Origin of the sequence: Acinetobacter sp. S54 (genome assembly GCF_016624945.1) — a bacterium.
Classification (GTDB): domain Bacteria; phylum Pseudomonadota; class Gammaproteobacteria; order Pseudomonadales; family Moraxellaceae; genus Acinetobacter.
Map to the genome: position 1 here is coordinate 490,311 of NZ_JACVUI010000003.1, position 18,881 is coordinate 509,191.

Consider the following 18,881-nt stretch of genomic DNA (forward strand, 5'->3'; position numbering starts at 1 on the left):
AAAAAGAAGGCATCTTTTTATTATTAATCTTGTTATTTAATTTGTATTGCAGGACTTAATTCAGACGTTGCACCTAAATGATCCGTTACACTAGCTGTAATAGACGGCATGACCACTTTTGGTGTCCAGCTTGCTTTTGCAATACCCTGTTCATTGGTCATCATTACCAATGAACCTAGATATTGCTCTGCTTCTTTTGAATTAACATTGCGGTTGCCAAAGAATTCAACGTTATAACGTTGATTTGGTGTTCCTTTGACCTCAATAGTTATTTGCTTTTTATTTGCACTTAACTTAGGGGCCTGAATGCCCTGATTAGGTATTGCATTACAGTTTTGTTCATTTGCTTGGCTACAGGTTTTTTGAAGTTTTGCTGGTTCAATTACTACACCACCACCACGAGACCCTACAAAACCTTCATGTTCAAGGGCTGGCACACCAAATACAATTGCACCTAAACGCTGATTTGGAACACATGAACCACCAGCTTCACAGCGTTTGATATCTTTAGCATTGTCCCAGATTAGGTTTTTGGTGAGGGTAATACGTGCATTGACATCTTTTTCAGACCGAATGGCGATACCGATACGGTTACCGTGAACCTTATTACCATCAAAAATATTGCCATCCCCTGTTAGGTTGAAACCTAACGAGTTGTTGGTCAATTCGTTATAAGCGATATAGTTACGCTTGCCCCAATTAATTTGCAAACCATCTGAATAGTTCTCAAACTTATTTCCGACAACTGCATTGTCATTACCCCACAGGATTTCAATACCTTGTGATGGTTCTGGATTGGCTTGGGTTGAGGTAAAGAGGTTATTCGCGACAAGGTTAAATGCCGCACCGCGTGTTAACTCTAATCCATCACCATTATCGATAAAGAGATTGTCCAAGACTTTGTTGTTATTGGTGGTGGTCGCCGTTGGATTGCCCTTTCCGTCATCCCCCGTAATCATAACGCCTGCACCACCGTAATTGTTACTAATACGGTTATGTTGAATCAAGTTGTTGCTTGAACGGTTAACGAGTACGCCAATACAGAAACGGTGAACATCCAGACCTTTTAATGTTACGCCATTCACATCCTGTAGAACGAGACCAGGAAGTGTCATGGTACGAACATTGGTTCCATATTGTTCAGGGTTTGCACCAGGACAAGCCTTCGCACCTTCACCTTTAATATAATTAGAACCGTCGATTGCAATAAATTCACCTGTTTTATCCCATTCAGTTCCTATAATTTTTACAGAAGACTTGATGGGTGGTAATGGTTTATCGACTTTAATCACATAAGGAGCCTTGCCAATAGCTTGAATCAGGATTTGATTTTCCTGTGCTGCATTAGCGTTGGATTGTTCAATCGCCCAACGTAAAGATCCTTTTTGATTATCGTCCTGATAACGATCTACCACGTAGGTTTTTGCTACTGCAAAACCTGAAGTTACTAAGCCCAATGTCAAAGCTGACAAGCGTAAAAAAGTTAATTTCATGACATGTTCCCTGTCTTGCTTAAGGTGTAGGTTGAACGGTTTTAAGGAATTGTTTAAGTTGGGTGACATCAATTTGTCCCGGCGCTGAAGCTTCACCAATCATGCCAAAGCTTAAACTACCGCCCATATTGGCAGTCGCAATGCGGGAAATAGTCCCTAAACGTCCCATTGACATGGTAAGCAAAGGTTTTTTGCTTTGTTCACTTACTGTTAAAGTAGCATTCATCAAAGTAAATACATCTTGCTTGGATTTCGGCATGACTGCGATTTTTAAAATATCAGCGCCCATTTGATCCTGTTTCAGCAAGCGACTGACAATTTCCTGCTCACTTGGTGTTTTATCGAAATCGTGGTTTGACATGACCACCAACACATTTTTCTGATGTGCTAATTTAGTTAATTTTGAAACTGCTGTCTGATCACGGAACATTTCAATATCAAGTAATTGCATAAATGGTTTTTTAAGGTATTCGCTATAAATTTTTTCATATTCTTGATCGCTTACCTTTAATTTACCGCCTTCATTTGCAGTACGAATGGTCGCGAGCAATGGTTTATTTTTTAGAATTTGGTTGAGCTCTTGTCCTAAAGCAATCACTTGTTTGCTATCACTGGCAAACTCAAGTAAATCAATGCGAAATTCTGCAATATCTGCATCTTTGTTTTCGGCAATTACTTTGGCTTGCGCAATCGCCTGTTCTTTAGTTTTTGCGGTAATCGGTACAATGGTTTTAACGGGTAATTCACCAATCGTAAGATTTTTTACAACATAAGATGATTGAGCGGCTGCTACAGTTGTTTCTGCGGCATAAGTCGCTGCAAAAGGGAATGATATAAACAATGCGCCACTTACGCAAAGTTGTTTGACGAGTTTATTGGTATTAAACATTTACGTTTCCTTGTAAAACAGGAGAACTGCACGCCAGAGGCGCACAGTGAATTCCATCATTAAATATCAAAGAAAACCGTTTCATCTTCACCCTGAATACGGATGTCAAAACGGTATACAATTTCACCATCGCGTTCTTCACGTTTAGCAATCAACGTTTGACGACGAGTAGCCCATTCAATACTGTTCAGTACTGGATCTTTGGCATTGGCTTCTGATTCATCATCAAAATAAACACGAGTGTTTAGACCGATGTTGACACCACGTGCAAAAATAATCAGTGCGATATGCGGTGCTTGAGTTGAACCCTTACGACCCGGAACAGCGCCCGGTTTAATCGTATTAAAGCTCCAAAAACCAGTATTAAAATCTGCACCTGTACGCCCCCAACCTAAAAAGTTTGGATCAGCTTGTTTGTCTTGAGAATCAGCTTGACTTGGGTAAACGCCGTTAGCATCTGCCTGCCAGATTTCAATTAAAACATCGCGTAGCGGTAAGCCTAAACCATCAAATACCTGACCTTCCAAGCGAATACGTTCACCTTGCGTATTTTCTTGCACAAGATTGTTATCTAGATTATGTTCAAACACTTCGATATTGGCTTGTTTAGGTAAAAGACCAATATGTACATATGGCCCACCTGTTTGAGATGGGGTTTCTTTTAATTCCTGAAAATTCCAACCATTCATGTTATTTACTCCATCCATTAAGTTAAGTCATTTTCGAAGTAAGTCGCACGACGACCACGCAAAGTGATGTCAAAGCGGTAACAACGGCTATCAGCTTCGATAAAATTGCTCTTGTCTTCTAAAGCGATCAATGCACGACGTTGCTGTTCAGAAGGAATGGTTTTCAGGATTGGACAAGAATCAATTAACGTATCGCCTTCAAAATAGAACTGCGAAATGAGACGCTGTGCCCAACCATCTGCGATTAATGAGAAATGAATGTGCGCAGGACGCCATTCATTAATACGGTTACGCCAAGGATATGGACCAGGTTTAATCGTACGGAATACGTAATAACCATTATTGTCAGTCAACATACGTCCACAGCCACCAAAATTAGGGTCCATAGCACCAATGTATTGATCATTTGGGTGACGATAACGACCAGAAGCGTTAGCTTGCCAGACTTCTACGAGTGCATTTTTTACAGGACGACCAAACTGGTCACGTACATAACCATGAACAATGACACGTTCACCAATTGGTAAACCATCTTTGGCATAGTTCAAAATCAAATCATTGTCTTTAGGACCAAATTTATCAGCACTAAAATGTGGTGCAGTGACTTCAGTCAATGTTTCCGCAATTGAAATGAGCGCATTCTTAGGCGAGCGTAACACACTGGTTTTATAGCCGGGTGTGTATGCTGGCGGATGGTCATCTGTATTACGCTGAGCGTAAGCTCCCCAAATAATTTGAGACATGCTATCTCTCCTTTAAAAAGTAAAAATCCTTGAACCGTTACTGTTGACCGTCTTGGTCTGAGCCAATCCCTAACTCCACAAAAACTTCTTCTGCCATGTGCATGGCTGCATTTGCTGCTGGTAAGCCTGCGTACAGTGATGAATGAAGAAATAATTCCTTGAGTTCATCTTTGGTTACGCCATTGTTAAAACAAGCACGAATATGCATGCGTAGTTCCGCTTCACGTCCTAACGCAAGTAAAATCCCAATAGTGACTAAACTACGTGTGTGACGCGGTAAGCCCGGACGAGACCACACCTCACCCCATGCATAACGGCTAATAAAATTTTGAAAATCCGAGTTAAAATCATTCAGGTTCTCAAGTGAACGGTTGACGTGCTTTTCACCTAGAACTTCAGTGCGGACTTCTAGTCCTTGTTTATAACGTTGTTCATCATTCATTAGAGAAACCTCACTTTATGTTGCATCAGTGTGTGCAACAACGGATTTAACAAAGATTGCAACAGCAGCAGCGGCAGCAGGAATAAATAACATGCTCAAGATCATGGTAAATGACCAATTATTTCCTAATAAAACCGCACCAATCCATGCACCAAATACGGCACCAAACCGACCAATACCGGACATCCACGCCACACCTGTCGCACGACATTGAGTCGGATAGAAACGTGCGCTGAGGACTGGCATAGAGGATTGCGCACCATTGACTGCAATTCCTGCACAGAGAATGAAAACGGCAAGTAAAGTAGGATTAGATAAACTTTGACCTACAATCACAGCAAAAATACCAGCAGCTAAATAAAAGCCTGCAATGATGCGGTTTGGGTTAAATCGATCCATTGCCCAGCCAATAAACAGAGCACTGAGTACACCACCAAACTGGAACAAACCACCGATAAATGCAGCACGTTCGAGGGATGCGCCAGTTTCACGCATTAGGGTTGGTAACCAGCTGGTCAATAAATAAATAACAACCAATCCCATGAAATAAGTGAGCCAAAGTAAAACAGTACCTTTGACATATTTAGGCGAGAACAACATGCCAAATACGCCCTTTTTATCACCGTCATTGACCTTTTCTTCAGGTACATGAAATTCGCTTATACCTTGAACATGCTGTGGAGCAATACGCGTCAAAATCTGACGTACTTTCTCGTTGTTACCGCCTTTTACGATTAGAAAACGATATGACTCAGGCAGGCAAAAGATAACCAAAAGCATTAAAATTAGTGGAGCCCAGCCGCCCAATAAGAACAGGCTATGCCAACCATAAGCAGGAATAAGCCAGCTACTAATAAAGCCACCCATTGCCATGCCGAGGTTATACCCACAAAACATACAGGTCACTAAAAGTGAGCGAATACGGGCTGGACAATATTCAGAAAATAATGTGGTTGCATTAGGCATTGCAGCGCCAAGACCGATACCTGTCAAAAAGCGAAAAATTACTAAGCTATCCAGATTGGTTGAATAAGCACAAGCCAGCGTAAAACCACCAAAAATCAACATGGATACAGATAAAACAATTTTACGTCCAAAACGGTCAGCCGTCGGGCCCGAAACCAAGGCACCAATGATCATTCCGCCCAAAGCAGCACTCATAACGGGCCCCAGTTGTGAGCGATCAACGCCCCAATCCTGTGCCAGTGCAGGTGCAATAAAACCCATTGCAGCAGTATCTATACCGTCTACAAAAACAATGAGAAAACAAACAATTGCAATTAACCATTGATACTTACTTAAAGGAGCATCATTGATCAGTGCTTGTGCATCTAAACTCGTTTTTGAAGTAGCGTAATCCTGAGACGCCATATTTGCCTCCTTAAGGCCTAAAGTCCTTTTAAATATCTAAACTACTGAATAGATTCAATAAATTGACTGAAGACTTGTGTAAAGGCTTCAGGTTGTTCAATATTGGAAAGATGAGAAGCTTCAATGATATAAAGTTGACTTCCCTTGATATGCCGCTGCATGAACTCACCATCTACGACAGTCGTTACAGGATCAGCCGCCCCAGCAACAATTAAAGTTGGAAGGGCGATAGATTCGATTTGTTGGCGCACATCCGCTGTTGCTAAAGCACGACAAGAATTGGCATAACCTAAAGCAGGTGTATGTGCCAAACTTTGAATAGTCTGTTGCGCTAAAGCATTTTTTTGATAATCAAATTTTTCACTAAACCAGCGTGTATGGGTCGATGCAACCAAATCAGCCAGACCATTTTCCTCAACTGCATTTGCACGAGCATTCCAGCCATCCTCCGTCCAGATTTTGGCAGCAGAATTTGCCACAGTAATGCTATTGAAACGTTGAGATTGATAAATACCTAACCAAAGTCCAGTCATACCGCCCATTGAAATACCGCAAAAATGTGCTTTTTCAATATTTAGGGCATCTAAAATATCGATGACATCTTCGCCCAGATTTTGTAATGACGTATTTTCTATCACATCACTTTGACCGTGACCACGTGTGTCATAAGTGACTACTTTATATTGGCTTTTTAAAGCTTCAACCTGTGGTTGCCACATGCCTTTATCTGTACCTAATGAGTTTGAAAATACGATTGCAGGCGCATTTTCAGCCCCGTTTACCTGTACAGATAATTGTTTGCCTTGACGATTGGTAATCATGATGCCGATTTCTTTGCTCACTTTGCCACTCCTTTTGCGTCCTGCAAGACTGCATCGATCTGGTTTTGGATATTGCCCAAATACGATTCAGGTTTAAAAATCTCATCAAGTTGTGAAGCATTAAAATATTGCTTCACTTCATTAACGTTTGAAATTACATCTTTTAAATGGATGTGTTCTGCTACTGCTTTTTTACATGCTGCTTCAACCACATGATGTGCATTAAGACGGCCTATATGAGGTGCCAGAGCCATCATCACAGCTTCTGCCATAATCAGTCCATTGGTACATTCAATATTGCGATGCATGTTGTCAGCATTAACTTCCATGCCTTGCAATACATCTAAAGTACGTTCCAATGCACCAGCAGTAAGTTGAAAAATTTCTGGTAAAGATAGCCACTCTGCATGCCAGCCGCCCAAACTACGTTCGTGTTCTTGCACCATACTTTGATAAATACTCGACATTAACGCGGGTACCCGATTCGCTGCTGCCAATACTGATGCTGCGGCAACTGGATTACGCTTATGAGGCATGGTCGATGAACCACCACGACCTTTAGCAGCAGGCTCAAATAGCTCTGCGATTTCAGTCTGCATCATGAGTGACCAGTCACGCGCCATTTTTCCAGTATTGCCAGTAATTATGCCGAGCGAACTAGCAATTTCAACAATACGATCACGCTCGCCATGCCAAGTACATGCCGCAGCACAGAGCTTTAGTTGTTTGGCATAAGCTTCAACAACAGCACTCCCTTGATCCTGTAAAGATGCTAGAGAACCGACTGCACCACCAAGCTGAGCAACTAGAACACGAGTTCGCATTGCTTCAATACGATCTAAATCACGCTTAAATGCAGATGCCCAACGTGCCAATTTATGTCCTAGCGTAATTGGTAAAGCCTGCTGTAACCATGTGCGCCCTATCATGACCTGATGGCGATAAGTTCGAGCTTGAGACAAAGCTATGTCATAGCACTGTTGAACTTGGTTTTGTACAATGTCCAAAGCATCACGACATTGCAAAATACAGGCTGTATCTAAAATATCCTGACTAGTTGCACCCCAATGAACATAACGTGCAGCATCTTCATCAGTTTCTTTAACGATAGCAGTGAGCTGTTTAACAAAAGGAATTGCAATATTCCCTGCCAAACCCGTAGCAGTTGCCAAAATTTCAAAATCAATCTTTTCCAATGCTGTTTTTGCAGCATGTTCAATCACAGTTGCAGCAGATTGAGGAATTACCCCAACCTCTGCCTGTGCTTGCGCCAGCGCCACTTCAGCCTCGACCATATATGACACTAAAGCATGATCACTAAAAATTTCAGTCACATCTTTTTGGTAAAATAAGCTGGCATATAACTGGCTCATGACGATCTTCCTTTAAGCAACCCGCTCAATAATCAAGGCAATACCCTGACCCACCCCAATACACATTGAACACAAGGCATATTTGCCCCCTGTTTGTTCAAGCTGATTTAACGCAGTGGTCACCAAACGTGCTCCTGATGCGCCCAATGGATGACCCAGTGCAATCGCCCCGCCATTTGGATTCACTCGTGCATCCTCATCGGTTAGACCGAGATCACGGGTACACGCCAGAGCTTGCGCTGCAAATGCTTCATTCAGCTCAATCACATCCATCTGCTCTAACGTCATATTGGCTTGTTTCAGCAGTTTTTTAATCGCAGGTGCAGGTGCAAAACCCATAATTCTTGGTTCGATTCCCACCGTCGTCGCGGCAATGATTTTGGCACGGGGTTTTAATTGGTAGTGTGCAATCGCTTCATCAGATGCTATCAATACTGCCGCTGCACCATCATTAATACCTGATGCATTGCCCGCCGTTACTGTACCGTCTGCTTTCACCACACCTTTGAGTTTGGTTAAACCTTCAAGTGTGGTCGATGCACGTGGATGCTCATCTGTCGTGATCACTACAGGATCACCTTTGCGCTGTGGAATCGTCACAGGTACGATTTCTTTAGCAAAGTAGCCTTTGGCTTGTGCTACCGCAGTACGCTGCTGACTGTTATAGGCGAACTGGTCTTGATCTTCACGATTGATGTTGAACTGTTCTGCCACGTTTTCAGCCGTTTGTGGCATGGTGTCTACACCATACATGGCTTTGAGTTTTGGATTGATAAAACGCCAGCCCATGGTGGTGTCTTCAATCTTTTGGCTACGACCAAAGGCACCTTCGGATTTGCCCATGACGTAAGGCGCACGGCTCATGCTTTCAACACCACCCGCAATAATCAAATGGGCTTCACCGGCTTTGATGGCACGTGCTGCCATCGCAATGGCATCCAGTGATGATCCACATAAACGGTTAACTGTGGTGGCAGGCACTTGAACCGGTAAGCCTGCAAGCAGTGCTGACATGCGTCCAACGTTACGGTTGTCTTCGCCAGCCTGATTGGCGCACCCATAGATCACGTCATCGACCTGTTGCCAGTTAACAGTGGGATTACGTTCGATCAATGCGGCAATTGGGACTGCCCCCAAGTCATCCGCACGTACAGGGGCCAGGCCACCTGCATAGCGACCAAAGGGAGTTCGGATGGCATCAATGATATATGCGTTTTTCATGGGTATCTGTCCTCTCCTTAAGTTGCATCAATCAAGGTTGCGCCCGTTAAGCGTTGCAATTCTTCAAAGCTTAAACCTGCAACTTTTTCAGTCACTTTAAGGCCTTCAGGGGTAACATCGATCACGCACAGGTCGGTGTAGATCCGATCAACGCATTTTTGTCCTGTGGCTGGATAAGTCAGTTCCGCTACGATCTTCGGTTCGCCTTTTTTGGTCACGTGATCGGTGGTGACAAAGACTTTTTTAGCGCCTACGGCCAAGTCCATCGCGCCACCAACCGATGGAATCGCATCAGCTGCGCCGGTATGCCAATTGGCAAGGTCGCCATTGGCAGCAATCTGGAAGGCACCGAGTACGCAAATGTCGAGATGTCCACCACGCATCATGGCAAAGGAGTCGCCATGATGAAAGAAACAACCGCCTTTAAGCATGGTTACGTATTCTTTCCCGGCATTGATCAGCTCTGAATCTTCTTCACCTTTTGCAGGAGGCGGGCCAAAGGCCAATAAACCATTTTCTGAATGGAGGAAGACGTCTTTGTCAGCCGGCAGGTAGCTGGCAATTTTAGTGGGTAAACCAATACCTAAATTGACATATGCGCCTTCTGGAATATCCTGTGCCACACGCTGTGCAATCTGGTCACGGCTTAGTTTTTGATAACTCATGTCGATTTCCTTATGCGGCAGTGGGTGCTGGTGCAGGTTGTACCTGTACCACGTGTTGGACAAAAATCCCTGGCGTTACGATCACTTCGGGATCAAGTTCACCCAGTTCGACCACTTCACTGACTTGAGCAATGGTCACATCTGCGGCCATGGCCATAATGGGGCCAAAGTTACGTGCAGATTTACGATAGACCAGATTGCCCCAGCGATCGCCTTTGTGGGCTTTAATCAGGGCAAAGTCAGCTTTGATTGGATTTTCCAGAACGTAGTCTTTGCCTTCGTAGCTTAAAGTAGGTTTTCCGGTTGCCAGTAAGGTGCCAAAACCGGTGGGGGTATAGATCGGTCCAAGTCCCATGCCTGCGGCTTGCATACGGCACGCCAGATTGCCCTGTGGCACAATTTCCAGTTCGATTTTACCCGCACGATACAGTTCGTCGAAGACATAAGAGTCGGCTTGACGTGGGAAAGAACAGATGATTTTTTTGACTGCGCCCGTTTTAAGTAATTTGGCAAGACCATAGTCAGCATTGCCGGCATTGTTGCTGACAATGGTGAGATCTTTAAGTCCGAGTTCAATTAAACCGTCAATTAGTTCAGCGGGTTGGCCTGCTGTGCCAAAACCACCAATTAAAATGGTGGCACCGTCTTTAATCTGGGAAAGCGCTTCCGGTAGGGTCGCTGCACTTTTATCTATCATTTAGATAACTCCATTGTGCATCAAGCAAAATTAGAAAGGTGGAAAACTAGGATATGGCTAAGGAAGAACATTTCATGCAAATTCAAATACTATTCCTTAGTCATTCAGTAGGATTCCCTTGTCTGATCATTTTTTATAATTTTTTGTTTGAGTTCCAGAGTAGTTTGGTAGGTTTTGTTCGATGTATGAATAATTTGTTCGATGATCGAACAAAACATAGTTCGGTTATTCTAATTTAGCGTTATAGTATTGCTGTCAATATGACAAACGTATGAAGCAATGGAAATGTTAGCAAATATGGATCATAAAACAGTCAAAGAAGAAAAGATTCTTCACAATGCCAGTAACAAAAAAACGATTCGCCATGAAGATTTTGTTGCTGGTATTGGTAAAGGCATGGCGATTTTAGATAGTTTTGGTACAGATCGTCATCGTCTAAATATTACCATGGCCGCCGAAAAAACAGGAATGACTCGGGCGGCTGCACGCCGCCATTTATTAACTTTAGAATATCTTGGTTACCTCGAATCAGATGGCCATTATTTTTATCTTACTCCAAAAATATTAAAATTCTCAGGATCTTATCTTGGTGGTGCTCATCTTCCCAAAATTTCCCAACCATTACTTAATTTGTTGACAACACAAACCTCTCTTATTTATTCAGTCATGGTGCTAGACGGCTACGAAGCGATTACTATTGCCAGAAGTGCAGCACATCAGCAAACAGACCGTGTAAATCCTTATGGGCTTCATTTGGGAAACCGTTTACCAGCCCATGCGACATCCGCAGGTAAAATCCTTTTGGCCTATCTGGATGACCATGAGCAAGAAGAGTGGTTATCGCAACATCCCTTGCAACGCCTGACTAAATACACTTATACAAATAATGCTGATTTTTTAAAACTTTTAGCAGAAATTAAAGAACAAGGCTGGTGTTATTCAAGTGAGGAACATGAGCTTGGTGTACATGCCTTGGCAGTGCCTATTTACGGACAACAATCTCGTGTTGTAGCTGCACTTAATATTGTGTCTCCCACCATGCGAACGACAAAGGAATATTTAATTCAGCATATCTTGCCCTTGCTACAGGAAACAGCCAGAGAGTTACGCAATATTTTATAATTTAAATTTTAAACTTCCTGTTCGATCATCGAACCTTTGTATTTTTCAAAAAATACGAAATAGGCTCTATTGGTGAGAAAATAGCCACAAATTTATTAAATAAATTCAGTACTGCGTTAATATGCATCATTCTTTAAAATTCAAACACTGAATAGTATTTAGATAGTTTATGTGAATCTTCATTTTATATGACGATTTAGTCTTGAATGAAGATTCAATATTGATTCATATATTTGAATTTTATTGTAAGAAATGCTCTCTAGACTCGTTCAAATATTCAGGACTAAAAAAGTTATCCCATGTTGATAAACCCAGAAGAATAATCATGCTTATCATCAATATCATAAGGATACGTAAAACCCCAAAAACATAATGCATTAACCTTCCCCTCTTAACCCATTCAAATGTGATTTTTGAATCGTGTAAAAACACAAGCTACAAGCCAAAGCAACCACCATAATAACGGCACCAAGGAAAAATAAATGTGTGTAATAACTGCCATGAGTATGTAAAAAACTCATGACAACGCCACCCAAAAGTTGTGCTGTTGCAAAGGCAGCAGTGGCTATACTCCAGGCATATTGATGATTTTGAGTACCTAATATTGTTAATAAAGCACTTGAACTCAGTGAAACCACAGCTGGATTTAACAAACCCGTTAAAAAAGAGGAAACAGCCAGACTATAAAAAGTATGAAAATAGACTGGGATAAAAATTGCCAGACTATAAAGTAAATAACAACGCCATAACGCCCCTGTAAGTTGCCAATATTTAACACAATAAAAAGCAAACACAGCTCCTAACATGGATCCTATTCCATAAAAGGCCCATTGTTGATTGGCAAATTGAACACTTTGATGTAATTCATGTTGTATAAAATCAATCCAAAAAAGGCTATGTGGAATATAAGCAATCGCACTTAGAGCATATGCAACAGTAATAAAAGTGGCTGCTAGAATTCGTTTGTCTGATTTAATAATAATGGATTCATAAGCATGTGCTGTTTCAATTAGCTCAGGTTGATGGCGTAATCCAATTAAAATTACGACACTACAGAAAAGGCTTAAAATTCCTAGAAATAACCAACCTAACCCGACATTAATATGTGCTGCATAAGGGACAATAAATGTTGAAATTACAACCCCTGCGCCTATTCCACTAAAAGCGATCATACTCAGCTTGGGACGTAATTCGATTACCACTCGTTTCAATGCATAACTAGGTGCAAGTACCATCAAAGTACTACCTGCGATTCCTGAGAACACCCGAAAGATAATGTATAAAGCATCAGGCAAGCCCTGTATTGCACACAATATAAGACTAAAAGCACCTAAAAATGCGCTAACAATAATCAATATTCTAGGCTGAATATATCTGGAAACAGGATGTGCCAATAGGGCGCCCAGCAGATAACCCAATAAATTTGCACTGCTTAAATAACTTGCAAATGTTGCAGTAAACCATTTTTGTTCAACCAAAAGCGGCATTAAAGAAGTATAGGAAAATCTAAATAACCCGATTCCCAGACAGGTTGACAAAAAGGCCACCCAAAATAATCTGGAAGTATTTTGCATACGTTGAATCCTGTTTAAACTTAATTGATTAAATCGTGTTATTTGTATCTGGTAAAATGATTTATACTGATAGTTGGTATCTTATTTTGAGATGGGCCTACTTTTTGAGACCACAGCAATGCAGTTAAAATCCTTGGAAATTTTTTTAAAAGTACTGGAATGTGGCAGTTTTTCTCATGCAGCGATTCAGATGCATACCGTCCAATCCAATATTACTAATCATATAAAAAAGCTCGAAGATGAATTAAATTGTGAATTGCTGTCACGTCAATCTCCCATTCGCCCGACCAGTGCAGGCCAGCAATTATATTATTATGCAGAACAAATGGTTGCGCTGCATCAACAAGCTAAATTTCACTTTTCAAATCAAGTTTTATGCCATGACATTCCATTAAAAATTGGCAGCATGGAAACCACCGCAGCAACGCGTCTGCCCCAATTATTTAAATCGATCGTTTTGCAATTACCTAAATTACGATTGCATCTAAATACTGGCACAACACGTGAGCTGATTGACCGCGTTTATGCGGGTGAGCTCGATTGTGCTTTTATTGCCAGTTCACAAGCATTGCCTGACTTTTATAATGTGCATGTTTGGACGGAACATTTGGTGTTAATTTGCCCCACGGAAATAAATAAATTTCCAGACAAGAGAGTATTGTTAAATACTCCATTCCTTGCAATTCGTCAGGGCTGTTTTTATCGAAAATGTATTGAATCTTTTTTACAACGCTATGACTTGCCGCCTTCACAACTGACTGAGATGGGAAATCTGGATGCAATCTTAAGCTGTGTGCATTTGGGCATGGGTTATGCAATATTGCCACGTTCTTATATTGAAAAATCATCTTATAAAGATGAACTACAATTTTTTGAGATTGATGATCAAATTGGTAAAATTAATACGTATCTAATCGCCAACAAACCACAAAGTTGGAGTGGTAATCTCAGACACTTTATTGAACAAGTAACGGATGTTTTAGAGCAGCCTAAAACCTTAGACGTTGTTTAATATTTTTAAATAGTCGTTTTAAATAAAAGATGAAAGTTGAATGCAACCTTCATCTTTCCTTCGATTCAAAGCAAATCTTAATACCCTTTTACGACATTGACTTGATTGACCAATGACCGCCCTTGCTGCACACGATTGTCATTTTCAATGATTTGTCCAATAACTGCCGACCACGGTGCATGTGAAGCGACGTGGGGCGTAACCAAAACTTTAGAATGCTGCCAGAAAGGATGATCCTGAGCTAACGGTTCTTTTGTAAACACATCTAAAATAGCACCTCGTAGTTGTTCAGAATTGAGTGCTTCTAGTAAATCCTGTTCATTTAAATGTTGTCCACGGCCACAATTTATAATACAAGCAGCGCGAGGAAGTTGTTGAAATAATTCAGCATTTAATATGCCAAAATTATCTTCAGTCAAAGGTAATAGATTAATCAAAATTTCACTGTTTGCAAGAAAATCCTTTTTTTGTTCATTACCCGCGTAGCAAGTTACGCCTTGTATCTGCTTTAAGCTTCTTGACCAACCTGAAACCTGATATCCCAGTTGGGCAAATTTTTCAGCCATAAAGCCGCCCATTTGTCCTAAACCCATAATTCCGATTTTGACCTCTGAACTGGATTTTTGCGGAGGTTGCTTCCAGCGTTGCTGCTGTTGTTGCGCGATCAAGACATCAAAAAAACGTTGATAATACAAGACACACCATTGCAAATAATCGTACATACCTTTTTGATGATGTTCATCTACAACACGACAAACCGCATAACGCTCACCAATGCGTTTTAAATTTAAGTGTTCAACGCCAGCCGCCATTGAATGGATCAGTTTAAGATTGGGTAAAGTTTCAAGATAATCCAGATCTGGAAACCATGAAATAGCTGTAGTTGCCTGCTGGGCTTGTTCACTATGCGCTAAACAATAAGCATCTTGTGGTGCGTATTCGGCCAATGCATCTTCAAGCCATTTTTGTACTTTAGGGACAGTCGTTGCGATGATGATCATGAGCAATATTCCTCTTTTTGTCCCTCAATCAAGGACAACGCTGCATTCCACGCATTTGAGATAATACGTTCAATGGCTTTGGACTCAAATTGTGCAGTTGTATGTTCACAGACTCGTTGGCTTGGAATATTTAATTCACAGCCACCGGCAAGTGCTTTAATTTGTGCCTGACAGGCACGTTCCAAGAAGTAAATTTCATGAAAAGCCCGTTGAACATTATCTCCAGCAGCCAACAAACCATGATTGCGTAAAATCATTACCCGATTTTGTCCAAAATCCTGTATTAAACGTTCACGTTCTTCTGTCAATAAAGCAACCCCTTCATAATCGTGATAACTGATTTTGTTATAAAATTTCAATGCATGTTGCGAGATAGGCAACAATCCCTGTTTTTGAGCTGACACGGCAATTCCATCAGCTGTGTGTGTATGAATTACACAATGTAAATCCTGTCGTGCTGAATGAATAGCAGAATGAATCACAAACCCTGCTACATTGACCATTTTTCCCTGATCATGAGTAGCAACAATATTGCCGTCATAATCAATCTTGACCAAATGAGATGCCGTCATTTTTTCAAAAGGAATGCCATATTGATTAATTAAAAAATGACCATCTTCGTCAGGAACACGTAAGCTAATATGCGTGTCAATTAAGTCTGTCATACGATAATAAGCAATCAACCGATATAACGCCGCCAATTGACATCTGGCAGCCCATTCAGTTGCTGAAACCTGTTGTTGTAAACTTGACATCACAGCATCCTTTTTCTGTATTTATCATGAATAAAATCGTGATTATCTAATCAAAATTGGCTGAACGTTTTTGCATAAACGCTTGAACACCTTCTCGATAATTTGTCGATTTTCCCGCTTCTTTTTGCAAGTCTCGCTCAAGATTTAGTTGTTGTTCAAGCGAGTTTTGTCCTGACAGATTCAATGCTTTTTTAATTAGTCTGACCGATGAAGATGGCTGTAAGGCCAAAGTTTCAGCCAAGGCATTTACTTGATTCTGGAATTCATCATCTGGATACACCTCCCAAATCATGCCCCATTGTAATGCCTTATCAGCGGGTAATTTATTTCCAAGAAAAGTCAGCGCTTTTGCTCTGGCATGACCAACTAAACGAGGTAATATCCATGTTCCACCTGCATCAGGAATTAAACCCACTTTAGAAAATGACTGAATAAATGAAGCAGATTGTTTGGCCACCACGACATCGCATGCCAATGCAATATTGGCTCCAGCACCAGCTGCTACGCCATTCACCGCAGCAATCACGACTTTAGGCATCTGAGCAATTTTTAAAATAAGCGGATTATAGTATTTCTCAAGAGAAGCGCCAGCATCGTAGTCTGGATGTTCAATCATTTCAGGTTTTCGCGCTGATAAATCCTGCCCCGCACAAAAACCTTTCCCCATACCGGTGATAACGATCACTTTAATTTGCTCAGATTGTTGCCAGTGATCCAGAATAAAAGCAACTTCCTGATGCATTTGTTCATTAAAACTATTTAAGACTTCAGGTCGATTCAATGTTAAATATGCAATTCTGCGTTCAACATGCGTCAATATATATTGAAAATCCATATCAAATCCTTACAGTTTAAAAGATGGTTTTTCACCCTCTCTATATCCCTTTATCTTTAAAAAGCAAAATCTTCTGCATCTAGCGCCATGACAGATTCGGCCCCTGATTTAATGGAGGCTGCATGCTGTTGAGTCCGATTTAATAACTTGTCATAAAAAAACTGGGCTGTTCTGAGTTTAGCCTGGTAAAACTTATGTTCGGTTGTGCCATCCTCTAATTTTTGTTGCGCAATTTTTGCCATACGTGCCCACAAATAAGCGAAAACGATATAGCTTGAGTAATAAAGATAGTCGACAGATGCTGCGCCAATTTCGTCTGGATGATTGTTTGCTTTTTCTGCAATGTGCTGAGTGAGATCCAACCATTCAGTTTTTAACTGAGATAACTGATCCACATATGATTTTAAAACTGAATTTGTCTGATTTTCACTGATAAATTTTTCAATTAAATCAATCATATTTTTTAGCAATTTATTTTCAGACTTTAGTACTTTACGCGCGAGCAAATCTAAGGATTGAATTTCAGTCGTTCCTTCATATAAGCTCGAGATACGAGCATCACGGACAATCTGTTCCATGCCATGCTCCACAATAAAACCGTGCCCACCAAAAATTTGCACACCATGTTTGGCGGACTCATTGCCTGTTTCGGTCAAGAATGCTTTGGCAATTGGGGTAAGAAACGCAAGAAGCTCATCAGAAAATTGTTTAGCTTGAGAGTCGTATGAATGCTCAATGATATCGGCATGTTGGGCTAAAAAATACACCAGTGCACGACCACCTTCTGCAAACGCTTTTTGTGTCATTAACATGCTACGAACCGCAGGATGCACAATAATCGGATCGGCATTTTTCTCTGGAAATTTTGCACTACCCAGAGCACGCATGGCCAAACGGTCTTTAGCATAGTTTAATGCGCCCTGAAACGCCATTTGTGAGGCAGCTACCCCTTGTACGGCTGTACCAATACGTGCTGTATTCATAAAGGTAAACATACAATTTAAACCGCGGTTTTCAGGGCCAATCAAATAACCTTTGGCTGCATCAAAATTCATTACACAGGTGGCATTGCCATGAATCCCCATTTTATGTTCAATCGCGCTACAGACCACTTGATTGCGATCCTGAATATTGCCAGATTCATCGACATTAAACTTTGGCACAATAAACAAGGAAATCCCTTTTGTTCCTGCGGGTGCTTGGGGTAAACGTGCCAATACGATATGCACAATGTTTTCGGCCAGATCATGCTCCCCAGCTGAAATAAAGATTTTTTCGCCAGTAATCGCATAACTTCCATCGGCCTGTGGTTCCGCTTTAGTTCGGATTAAACCTAAATCAGAACCCGCATGGGATTCAGTTAAACACATGGTTCCCATCCATGTTCCCGCAATCAACTTCGGTAAGAACTGCTGTTTTTGCTGGTCAGTTCCATGATGTTCCAGTGTACGCATTGCTCCGTGAGACAGCCCCTGATACATCGACCATGCCCAGTTTGAGCCGTATAACATTTCAGATAATGCAATGCGTAAAGAAGTAGGTAAACCCTGTCCACCGTATGCTGAATCTGCGGTTAACGATGTAAAACCTAGTTCAGCATATTTTTGATGTGCTTGTTTAAAGCCTTTAGGCGTGGTAACGACGCCTTGGTTTAGATGACAACCTTCTTGGTCACCTGACTGATTTAGTGGCGCCAATTCATTTTCACAAAAATCTGCTGTCGCCTCTAAATATTGATCAAGTACATCGCGCGTCAGTTGATCCGCATATTCTGGAAATCCTTGATAATTTTGTTCCGCATCAAATACTTCATGCATAACAAATTGTATATCGCGTATGGGAGCTTTATATGCAGGCATATCCTATTTCCTTAATTCTCTGTTTAACTTAAAAGCATGTTTTAAGTTTCTTGAAATTCATTTCCTCATTTACTAAAAATATCTAAAAAAATTTCATATTGCAAAATTTATTTCTGCAAAATTTAATTTTTATTACCGTTATAAATTAATATGATTTTTTATAAAAATAAATTTATTAAAATTAATGTATAAAATACAATTAATTATATATAAAATCTGCAAAACCACCTGCTTTTACTATTTATGGTTCAATTTTTGTTATGCAAAATAATATTCCGAAAATATGATTTTTATAGTAAGGTATTTTCCATGTTTTATA

At 40.9% G+C, this 18,881-nt stretch carries 18 protein-coding genes; 2 read left to right on the plus strand and 16 right to left on the minus strand.

The genetic code is table 11. The features are described 5' to 3' along the window. Nucleotides 1-32 precede the first annotated feature (32 nt). Genes IAE20_RS07905 through IAE20_RS07955 form a run of 11 tightly spaced genes read right to left on the minus strand, consistent with a single transcriptional unit; the run spans nucleotide 33 to nucleotide 10,404 of the window. Nucleotides 33-1,493: a NosD domain-containing protein gene (locus tag IAE20_RS07905; protein WP_200481856.1), complete on the minus strand. Its 1,461-nt coding sequence runs from the start codon at nucleotides 1,491-1,493 to the stop codon at nucleotides 33-35. Nucleotides 1,494-1,512: 19 nt separating this feature from the next. Continuing rightward, on the minus strand, nucleotides 1,513-2,382 hold the full coding sequence (gene aroD, locus IAE20_RS07910) for a type I 3-dehydroquinate dehydratase (RefSeq protein WP_200481855.1): 870 nt from the start codon (nucleotides 2,380-2,382) through the stop codon (nucleotides 1,513-1,515). A gap of 59 nt (nucleotides 2,383-2,441) precedes the next feature. Further along, on the minus strand, nucleotides 2,442-3,071 hold the full coding sequence (gene pcaG, locus IAE20_RS07915; protein ID WP_200461913.1) for a protocatechuate 3,4-dioxygenase subunit alpha: 630 nt from the start codon (nucleotides 3,069-3,071) through the stop codon (nucleotides 2,442-2,444). A gap of 17 nt (nucleotides 3,072-3,088) precedes the next feature. Beyond that, complete coding sequence (gene pcaH, locus IAE20_RS07920) at nucleotides 3,089-3,814, minus strand: protocatechuate 3,4-dioxygenase subunit beta (protein WP_200461914.1); 726 nt, start codon at nucleotides 3,812-3,814, stop codon at nucleotides 3,089-3,091. A gap of 37 nt (nucleotides 3,815-3,851) precedes the next feature. Next, entirely contained in the window at nucleotides 3,852-4,256 is a 405-nt protein-coding gene (gene pcaC, locus IAE20_RS07925) for a 4-carboxymuconolactone decarboxylase (protein WP_151982486.1), read from the minus strand. Between the two features lie 15 nt (nucleotides 4,257-4,271). After that, nucleotides 4,272-5,627: an MFS transporter gene (locus IAE20_RS07930; RefSeq protein ID WP_200481854.1), complete on the minus strand. Its 1,356-nt coding sequence runs from the start codon at nucleotides 5,625-5,627 to the stop codon at nucleotides 4,272-4,274. A 41-nt stretch (nucleotides 5,628-5,668) separates the two neighbouring features. Next, nucleotides 5,669-6,448 (minus strand): 3-oxoadipate enol-lactonase, encoded by a 780-nt coding sequence (pcaD, locus tag IAE20_RS07935; protein ID WP_227610911.1) that lies wholly within the window; start codon nucleotides 6,446-6,448, stop codon nucleotides 5,669-5,671. Nucleotides 6,449-6,465: 17 nt separating this feature from the next. After that, a complete protein-coding gene (gene pcaB / locus IAE20_RS07940) occupies nucleotides 6,466-7,821 on the minus strand; it encodes a 3-carboxy-cis,cis-muconate cycloisomerase (protein WP_200481852.1) in 1,356 nt (451 codons plus the stop codon). Nucleotides 7,822-7,833: 12 nt separating this feature from the next. Beyond that, the gene (pcaF, locus tag IAE20_RS07945; protein WP_200481851.1) at nucleotides 7,834-9,042 is read right to left on the minus strand and encodes a 3-oxoadipyl-CoA thiolase; all 1,209 of its coding nucleotides are present in this window, start codon (nucleotides 9,040-9,042) and stop codon (nucleotides 7,834-7,836) included. A 17-nt stretch (nucleotides 9,043-9,059) separates the two neighbouring features. After that, nucleotides 9,060-9,707 carry a 3-oxoadipate CoA-transferase subunit B CatJ gene (catJ, locus tag IAE20_RS07950; RefSeq protein WP_200481850.1) on the minus strand — a complete coding sequence of 216 codons (648 nt, stop codon included), beginning with the start codon at nucleotides 9,705-9,707 and terminating at the stop codon, nucleotides 9,060-9,062. Between the two features lie 10 nt (nucleotides 9,708-9,717). Further along, nucleotides 9,718-10,404 (minus strand): 3-oxoacid CoA-transferase subunit A, encoded by a 687-nt coding sequence (locus tag IAE20_RS07955; protein WP_200461973.1) that lies wholly within the window; start codon nucleotides 10,402-10,404, stop codon nucleotides 9,718-9,720. Nucleotides 10,405-10,701: 297 nt separating this feature from the next. Here IAE20_RS07955 and pcaU point away from each other — a divergent pair, with 297 nt between their 5' ends. Further along, nucleotides 10,702-11,526 carry an IclR family transcriptional regulator PcaU gene (pcaU, locus tag IAE20_RS07960; protein WP_200461617.1) on the plus strand — a complete coding sequence of 275 codons (825 nt, stop codon included), beginning with the start codon at nucleotides 10,702-10,704 and terminating at the stop codon, nucleotides 11,524-11,526. A gap of 377 nt (nucleotides 11,527-11,903) precedes the next feature. On the opposite strand, the gene IAE20_RS07965 is transcribed toward pcaU, so the two are convergent. Further along, entirely contained in the window at nucleotides 11,904-13,100 is a 1,197-nt protein-coding gene (locus tag IAE20_RS07965) for a YbfB/YjiJ family MFS transporter (protein ID WP_200461618.1), read from the minus strand. Nucleotides 13,101-13,218: 118 nt separating this feature from the next. On the opposite strand from IAE20_RS07965, the gene IAE20_RS07970 reads away from it, so the two are divergent. Next, the gene (locus IAE20_RS07970) at nucleotides 13,219-14,112 is read left to right on the plus strand and encodes a LysR family transcriptional regulator (RefSeq protein WP_200481849.1); all 894 of its coding nucleotides are present in this window, start codon (nucleotides 13,219-13,221) and stop codon (nucleotides 14,110-14,112) included. A gap of 77 nt (nucleotides 14,113-14,189) precedes the next feature. Here IAE20_RS07970 and IAE20_RS07975 read toward each other — a convergent pair whose 3' ends face one another. From IAE20_RS07975 to IAE20_RS07990, 4 genes are read right to left on the minus strand one after another with little or no spacing between them, the layout of a single operon-like run. After that, nucleotides 14,190-15,113, minus strand: coding sequence for a 2-hydroxyacid dehydrogenase (locus tag IAE20_RS07975; RefSeq protein ID WP_200461620.1), 924 nt, complete (start codon nucleotides 15,111-15,113; stop codon nucleotides 14,190-14,192). Continuing rightward, nucleotides 15,110-15,868, minus strand: coding sequence for a class II aldolase/adducin family protein (locus IAE20_RS07980; protein WP_200461621.1), 759 nt, complete (start codon nucleotides 15,866-15,868; stop codon nucleotides 15,110-15,112). The genes IAE20_RS07975 and IAE20_RS07980 overlap by 4 nt, the downstream gene beginning before the upstream one ends. A 46-nt stretch (nucleotides 15,869-15,914) precedes the next feature. Continuing rightward, entirely contained in the window at nucleotides 15,915-16,703 is a 789-nt protein-coding gene (gene paaG / locus IAE20_RS07985; protein ID WP_200461622.1) for a 2-(1,2-epoxy-1,2-dihydrophenyl)acetyl-CoA isomerase PaaG, read from the minus strand. A gap of 56 nt (nucleotides 16,704-16,759) precedes the next feature. Continuing rightward, nucleotides 16,760-18,562: an acyl-CoA dehydrogenase C-terminal domain-containing protein gene (locus IAE20_RS07990; RefSeq protein WP_200461623.1), complete on the minus strand. Its 1,803-nt coding sequence runs from the start codon at nucleotides 18,560-18,562 to the stop codon at nucleotides 16,760-16,762. Nucleotides 18,563-18,881: the final 319 nt, after the last annotated feature.

What these genes read in the sequence shown, in the direction of transcription:
- IAE20_RS07905 (WP_200481856.1), bottom strand. Translation starts at nt 1,493, where the DNA reads ATGAAATTAACTTTTTTACGCTTGTCAGCTTTGACATTGGGCTTAGTA.
- aroD (WP_200481855.1), bottom strand. Translation starts at nt 2,382, where the DNA reads ATGTTTAATACCAATAAACTCGTCAAACAACTTTGCGTAAGTGGCGCA.
- pcaG (WP_200461913.1), bottom strand. Translation starts at nt 3,071, where the DNA reads ATGAATGGTTGGAATTTTCAGGAATTAAAAGAAACCCCATCTCAAACA.
- pcaH (WP_200461914.1), bottom strand. Translation starts at nt 3,814, where the DNA reads ATGTCTCAAATTATTTGGGGAGCTTACGCTCAGCGTAATACAGATGAC.
- pcaC (WP_151982486.1), bottom strand. Translation starts at nt 4,256, where the DNA reads ATGAATGATGAACAACGTTATAAACAAGGACTAGAAGTCCGCACTGAA.
- IAE20_RS07930 (WP_200481854.1), bottom strand. Translation starts at nt 5,627, where the DNA reads ATGGCGTCTCAGGATTACGCTACTTCAAAAACGAGTTTAGATGCACAA.
- pcaD (WP_227610911.1), bottom strand. Translation starts at nt 6,448, where the DNA reads ATGATTACCAATCGTCAAGGCAAACAATTATCTGTACAGGTAAACGGG.
- pcaB (WP_200481852.1), bottom strand. Translation starts at nt 7,821, where the DNA reads ATGAGCCAGTTATATGCCAGCTTATTTTACCAAAAAGATGTGACTGAA.
- pcaF (WP_200481851.1), bottom strand. Translation starts at nt 9,042, where the DNA reads ATGAAAAACGCATATATCATTGATGCCATCCGAACTCCCTTTGGTCGC.
- catJ (WP_200481850.1), bottom strand. Translation starts at nt 9,707, where the DNA reads ATGAGTTATCAAAAACTAAGCCGTGACCAGATTGCACAGCGTGTGGCA.
- IAE20_RS07955 (WP_200461973.1), bottom strand. Translation starts at nt 10,404, where the DNA reads ATGATAGATAAAAGTGCAGCGACCCTACCGGAAGCGCTTTCCCAGATT.
- pcaU (WP_200461617.1), top strand. Translation starts at nt 10,702, where the DNA reads ATGGATCATAAAACAGTCAAAGAAGAAAAGATTCTTCACAATGCCAGT.
- IAE20_RS07965 (WP_200461618.1), bottom strand. Translation starts at nt 13,100, where the DNA reads ATGCAAAATACTTCCAGATTATTTTGGGTGGCCTTTTTGTCAACCTGT.
- IAE20_RS07970 (WP_200481849.1), top strand. Translation starts at nt 13,219, where the DNA reads ATGCAGTTAAAATCCTTGGAAATTTTTTTAAAAGTACTGGAATGTGGC.
- IAE20_RS07975 (WP_200461620.1), bottom strand. Translation starts at nt 15,113, where the DNA reads ATGATCATCATCGCAACGACTGTCCCTAAAGTACAAAAATGGCTTGAA.
- IAE20_RS07980 (WP_200461621.1), bottom strand. Translation starts at nt 15,868, where the DNA reads ATGTCAAGTTTACAACAACAGGTTTCAGCAACTGAATGGGCTGCCAGA.
- paaG (WP_200461622.1), bottom strand. Translation starts at nt 16,703, where the DNA reads ATGGATTTTCAATATATATTGACGCATGTTGAACGCAGAATTGCATAT.
- IAE20_RS07990 (WP_200461623.1), bottom strand. Translation starts at nt 18,562, where the DNA reads ATGCCTGCATATAAAGCTCCCATACGCGATATACAATTTGTTATGCAT.